The following is a 6652-nucleotide window of genomic DNA, read 5'->3' as shown; positions in this document are numbered from 1 at the left end:
CAACAAACGATGCAGTAACGCAAGCTAAAAACGCTGGGTCAGCAAGTGTATCTTCAGTAACACCAACAGCGCAAGCGAAGCCAGCGGCTAAAAAAGCGATCGATGACGCGTTAGCTGATAAGATTAAAGAAATCGAAGCAAATAACAACTTAACTGACGAAGAAAAAGCCGCAGCTAAGCAAGAAGCGCAAGATAAGGCAACTGCAGCAAAACAAGCGATCGACAATGCAACAACAAATGATGCGGTAGAACAAGCTAAAAATGGCGGAGCGACAAGTATATCTTCAGTCACTCCAACACCAACAGCTAAACCGGCTGCAAAACAAGTCATCGATGACGCATTGAAAGCTAAGAATGACGCGATTGATGCTAATAACGACTTGACTGATGAAGAAAAAGCCAAAGCTAAGGAAGATGCCAAAGCCAAAGCCGACGCAGCGAAAACAGCAATCGACAACGCGACAACAAACGCAGGAGTAGAACAAGCTAAGGCTAACGGAACAACAGAAGTAAACAATGTAACTCCAACACCAGTAACGAAGCCAGCAGCTAAGCAAGCCATTGACGATGCACTGAAAGCTAAGAACGATGAGATTGATGCCAACAACGACTTAACAGACGAAGAAAAAACTGCGGCTAAATTAGATGCAAAAGCCAAAGCTGATGCAGCGAAAGAAGCCATAGATAAAGCAACAACAAACGCCGAAGTCGCTCAAGCTAAGGCAATTGGAACAACAGAAGTAAACAATGTAACTCCAACGCCAGTAGCAAAACCAGTGGCTAAGAAAGCAGTAGAAGCCGCGTTAGCTGATAAGATTAAAGAAATCGAAGCAAATAACAACTTAACTGACGAAGAAAAAGCCGCAGCTAAGCAAGAAGCGCAAGACAAAGCTACTGTAGCGAAGCAAGCAATCGACAACGCAACAACAAACGATGCAGTAACTCAAGCTAAAAACGCTGGAGTGACGTCAGTAGATTCAGTAAGTCCAACAGCGCAAGCTAAGCCAGCGGCTAAACAAGCAATCGACGATGCATTAAAAGCTAAGGAAGCAGCAATTGACGCAAACAACGATTTGACTGCTGAAGAAAAAGCCAAAGCTAGAGAAGATGCGAAAGCCAAAGCCGATGTAGCGAAGCAAGCAATCGACAACGCAACAACAAACGATGCAGTAACTCAAGCTAAAAACGCTGGAGTGACGTCAGTAGATTCAGTAAGTCCAACAGCGCAAGCTAAGCCAGCGGCTAAACAAGCAATCGACGATGCATTAAAAGCTAAGGAAGCAGCAATTGACGCAAACAACGACTTAACAGACGAAGAGAAAACTGCAGCGAAAGCTGATGCGAAAGCAAAAGCAGACGCAGCGAAAGAAACAATCGACAAAGCGACAACAAACGCAGCAGTCGACCAAGCTAAAACTAACGGAACTTCAGAAGTAATTTCAGTAAATCCAGAAGCAGTAGAGAAGACAGAAGCTAAGAAAGTCATCGACGAAGCGCTCAAAGCTAAGACTGTCGAAATAGATGCACGTACAGACTTAACAGATGAAGAGAAAACTGCAGCCAAAGCAGACGCGAAAGCCAAAGCAGATGCAGCGAAAGAAGCCATAGATAAAGCAACAACGAATGCAGCAGTCGACCAAGCTCAGTTAACTGGAGCAAGAGAAATCATCTCAGTTAATCCAAACGCAGTAGCGAAGACAGCAGCTAAGCAAGCTATCGACGAAGCTCTGAAAACTAAGAATGATGAGATTGATTCTCGTACAGACTTAACAGATGAAGAGAAAATCGCGGCTAAGGCTGAAGCTAAAGCGAAAGCTTATGCAGCGAAAGCAACCATTGACAAAGCAACAACGAATGCAGCAGTCGACCATGCTAAGGCAACTGGTATTGAAGAAGTGAACTCAGTCAATCCGATTGCACAAATTAGACCAGCAGTTGAAGCAAGTGCTGGAGTTCATGTAAACTCAGCTAATCCAACTTCTAAAGAAAAACCACAGGAAAAACAAGCAATAGACCAAGTATTGAAAACTGATGAAGCCAAAGCTAAAGTGAAAGATAGTGTAGCATCTACTATCTCACAACTTGAAAATGAGAATCAGCAAGTAGCTACTAATCAGCGTGTAGTGGCTAGAGAATTGCCAAATACAGGTACAACAGAATCCATAACAGCAATTGTTGCAGCAACAGCTAGTGCGATACTTGGTTTTGGTCTTATTGCTCGTCGTCGAAAAGAAGATGAAGAAGACAAATTAGAAAATCAGTAACGATTTCTAACAGTTGCAACTCCTTTTTTGAGACTAAGTAGATAATATTATTCTTAAAACTCTCCTAGAGCAAAATAGCTACTAGGAGAGTTTTTTCTCTAATCAGAAGATACGTGACGGGACTAAAAACAATCTCATCTGCTTTGCGGATGAGGGTTTTCTTATTTTGTGCTATACTTAAGATATGCATAGAAAAACAGTGATTGATTTTAGGGCTTTGGGCGAGAGATACACCTTTACCCAGCCTATTAAAGAGTTGAAAACGAGAAATGTAGCAGAAGTGGCAGATTTGCTGGTACAAGTGGAAAGCTACCAAGAGCAAGGCTACTATGTGGTGGGCTATGTCAGCTACGAGGCTGCACCTGCTTTTGAGGAGAAATTAGCAGTTCATAAAGCTCCTTTACTGGACGAGTATTTGCTTTACTTTACTGTTCACGATAGGGTGGAGACATCTCCTATTCCCCTGACTTATGATGAGGTTGATTTGCCTTCAAATTGGCAGGAAGTGACGTCTGAAGCAGATTATGAAAAGGCGATTGCTCAGATTCACCATCATTTGCGGCAGGGGGACACCTATCAGGTCAACTACACCGTCCAACTCAAGCAAAAATTAAGTGCCAATCCTTTTGCCATCTACAATCGTATGGTAGTAGAGCAGGAGGCGGGCTACAATGCTTATGTTGAACATGACGAGATGGCAGTGATTTCCATGAGTCCAGAACTCTTTTTTGAGCAAAATGACCGCGAGTTGACAACACGACCAATGAAGGGAACGACTCAGCGTGGGGTAACTGACCAAGAAGATCTTGAACAGGCCAGTTGGTTGGAGCAGGATTCTAAAAATCGCTCTGAAAATATGATGATTGTGGACCTCTTGCGCAATGACATGAACCGTATTTCTGAGGTGGGCAGTGAGCATGTAGAGCGTCTTTGCCAAGTGGAACAGTATTCAACGGTTTGGCAGATGACTTCGACCATCAAGAGTTGGTTGCGAGAGGATGTTGACCTTGTAGAGATATTCCGTTCTCTATTTCCTTGTGGTTCCATAACGGGAGCTCCGAAAATTGCGACTATGGAAATCATCAAGGACTTGGAGCCACAACCGCGCGGAGTCTACTGTGGAACCATTGGTCTCCTGCTTCCAAATGGACGACGAATTTTCAATGTTGCTATTCGGACCATTCAACTGCATCAAGGGAAAGCCATCTATGGAGTTGGCGGAGGCATTACATGGGATAGCACTTGGGAGTCTGAATACCGTGAGGTTCATCAAAAGGCGGCAGTTCTTTATCGTAAACAAGCTCGTTTTCAGCTGATTACTACTGGAAAAATCAGCCAGAAGAACGTGTTGTTTGAAGAACAACATTTGGAAAGACTGAGAACATCTAGTCGATATTTTGCCTTTCCTTTTGATTTAGAAGACTTGAGACAAAAGATTGAAGCAGAGTGTCAGACTTGTGCTGCTAATCAAGATTACCGCTTGCGAATTTCTCTCGGCAAGTCTGGAGAGATAGAAGTCGATCGCCAAGTATTAACAGCTCTTAGTCCAAGTTTTTGTCAGGCCAAACTTTGCCTTCAGGAAGCCAATTTGCAACAAGCCTTTATCTACTTCAAAACGACTCACCGACCGCATTTGAGCATAGGGGAGCAAGAGATCATTTACCATAATAAGTCTGGAGAACTTCTTGAAACCTCTATCGGAAATTTGGTTCTGAAAATTTCTGGGAAACTCTACACACCGCCTATCCGACTGGGAATCTTGCCAGGAATTTACCGTCAGCTCTTGCTGGAAACAGGACAGGTAGAAGAGAGAGTCTTGACTTTAAAAGACTTAGCCCAAGCAGAAGCTATTTACGGCTGTAATGCAGTCAGGGGCTTGTATGAGTTGTCAGTAAGGGAGAACTAAATGAAATTAATATTTTTACATGGCCTAGGTCAGTCAGCAGATAGTTGGAAAGAAGTTCGGAATCTACTGACAGATTATCCTTCTGAGGCTATTGAGTTATTTCCTTCTGGAGTTAGCAACTATCAACAAGCTAAAGAGCGAGTTTATCAGTACCTAGCTCAAGAGACCGAACCTTTTGTTTTGGTTGGATTGTCCTTAGGTGCTGCTCTGGCACTAGAACTTTCCAGTTACGATTTACCAAATCTCCGAGCGTTGGTTCTATCAGGATGTCCACTTAAACTGTCCGGTAATATCCTATTTTATCTTCAGTTGCTGATATTTAAATTGCTTCCCAAAAGGGTATTTGAAAAACAGGGGGCAGATAAGGCTTTTATGGTCGGAGTTTCTGAGGAATTGAAGACACTTGATTTAACTGATATATCAAGAACTTGTCCTTATCCAACCTTACTAATTTGTGGCAGCAAAGATAAACCGAATCTTAGTTCTATGAGAAGTCTTCATAAACTAATATCAGAATCTCAATTTCAGATTATACCAGATGGTCCTCATGTCTTGAATGAAGCTAAACCAAAAGAGTTTGCTGAACAGATTAAACCTTTCCTTGAATTGCTGAAATAAGTTTGATAAAATAATAGTGAAATCGATAACATCGTTATAGGAGAACGAAATGAATAAACGTCTATTTTTAAAAATGAGTCTGGCTACCTTGCCAGTCTTAGCCTTGTTTTCACAACCTGTGTTAGCAGAAGAAAACATTCATTTTTCTAGTTGTAAAGAAGCTTGGGCGAATGGATACGCAGATATTCACGAGGGAGACCCTGGTTATTCTGCCAAGTTAGACCGCGATCATGACGGTGTGGCTTGCGAATTGAAAAATGCCCCTAAGGGTGCTTTTAAAGCAAAACAAAAGACTACAACTCAAACTGATACAAGTTCAGCAACAACAAGTGGCTGGATTAAGCAGGATGGTGCATGGTATTATTTTGATGGAAATGGAAATCCAGTGAAAAATGCATGGCAGGGAAGCTATTATCTGAAAGCGGATGGTCAAATGGCACAGAGCGAATGGATTTATGATACTTCCTATCAAGCTTGGTATTATTTGAAATCAGATGGATCTTATGCAAAGAATGCATGGCAAGGAGCTTACTACCTTAAATCAAACGGTAAAATGGCTCAAGGTGAATGGGTTTATGACTCTTCTTACCAAGCCTGGTATTACTTGAAATCAGATGGTTCTTACGCTCGCAATGCATGGCAAGGAAATTATTATTTGAAATCGGATGGTAAAATGGCTAAGAATGAGCGAGTTGATGGTGAACGTTACTACGTAGATGCTTCAGGTCTCTGGAAACCATAAGTCAGAATAAAATCCAGAAAGTTAATGCAAACCTTTGCATAAGGAACTGAATTTTGTTATACTAGTACTGTAAGCATTTTCAATTAATTCATAATGAAAAAGGAGAATATGATGAGTCAAAAGATTATTGGGATTGACCTTGGTGGAACTTCTATCAAATTTGCAATCTTAACAACAGCAGGAGAAATCCAAGAAAAATGGTCTATCAAGACTAACATTTTGGATGAGGGAAGTCATATCGTAGATGATATGATTGAGTCTATTCAACATCGTTTGGACTTGCTTGGATTGGTAGCAGCGGACTTCCAAGGTATTGGAATGGGGTCACCAGGTGTGGTTGACCGTGAAAAAGGAACTGTTATTGGTGCCTACAACCTCAACTGGAAAACCCTTCAACCAATTAAAGAGAAAATTGAAAAAGCCTTGGGCATTCCATTCTTCATCGATAATGATGCCAACGTGGCAGCTCTTGGTGAACGTTGGATGGGTGCTGGTGATAACCAACCAGATGTTGTCTTTATGACACTTGGTACTGGTGTTGGTGGCGGTATTGTCGCAGAAGGCAAATTACTTCACGGTGTTGCTGGTGCAGCAGGTGAGCTTGGCCACATCACTGTTGACTTTGACCAACCAATCGCATGTACTTGCGGTAAGAAAGGCTGCCTTGAGACAGTCGCTTCTGCAACAGGGATTGTCAACTTGACTCGTCGCTATGCTGATGAATACGAAGGCGATGCAGCCTTGAAACGTTTGATTGATAACGGAGAAGAAGTAACTGCTAAGACTGTCTTTGATCTTGCAAAAGAAGGAGACGACCTTGCCTTGATCGTTTACCGTAACTTCTCACGTTACTTGGGAATCGCTTGTGCCAACATCGGTTCAATCCTCAACCCATCAACAATCGTCATCGGTGGTGGTGTGTCAGCTGCGGGAGAATTCCTTCTACAAGGTGTTCAAAAAGTCTACGACGAAAATACCTTCCCACAAGTACGCACATCCACTAAATTAGCTCTTGCAACTCTAGGAAATGACGCTGGAGTTATCGGAGCAGCATCACTTGTATTGCAATAAAATAAAAATGACAGAGCTTGGTGATTCATCAGGCTCTTTTTCAAGATCATA

At 42.2% G+C, this 6652-nt stretch carries 5 protein-coding genes; all 5 read left to right on the top strand.

Going from position 1 to position 6652, the window contains the following annotated elements:
* Nucleotides 1-2264: DUF1542 domain-containing protein (locus tag JQ841_RS07135; RefSeq protein WP_203180520.1), on the top strand; the 2264-nt coding region annotated here is incomplete at its 5' end.
* A 184-nt stretch (nucleotides 2265-2448) separates the two neighbouring features.
* Nucleotides 2449-4170, top strand: coding sequence for an aminodeoxychorismate synthase component I (gene pabB, locus JQ841_RS07130; RefSeq protein WP_203180519.1), 1722 nt, complete (start codon nucleotides 2449-2451; stop codon nucleotides 4168-4170).
* On the top strand, nucleotides 4171-4788 hold the full coding sequence (locus JQ841_RS07125) for an alpha/beta fold hydrolase (RefSeq protein WP_203180518.1): 618 nt from the start codon (nucleotides 4171-4173) through the stop codon (nucleotides 4786-4788). It abuts the gene before it with no gap.
* A gap of 49 nt (nucleotides 4789-4837) precedes the next feature.
* A complete protein-coding gene (locus tag JQ841_RS10120; protein WP_203180517.1) occupies nucleotides 4838-5530 on the top strand; it encodes an excalibur calcium-binding domain-containing protein in 693 nt (230 codons plus the stop codon).
* Between the two features lie 111 nt (nucleotides 5531-5641).
* Nucleotides 5642-6601, top strand: coding sequence for an ROK family glucokinase (locus JQ841_RS07115; protein WP_000078564.1), 960 nt, complete (start codon nucleotides 5642-5644; stop codon nucleotides 6599-6601).
* Nucleotides 6602-6652: the final 51 nt, after the last annotated feature.

This window comes from Streptococcus mitis (genome assembly GCF_905187535.1).
Classification (GTDB): Bacteria; Bacillota; Bacilli; order Lactobacillales; family Streptococcaceae; genus Streptococcus; species Streptococcus mitis_BS.
This window is presented reverse-complemented; position numbering and strand designations above follow the sequence as displayed.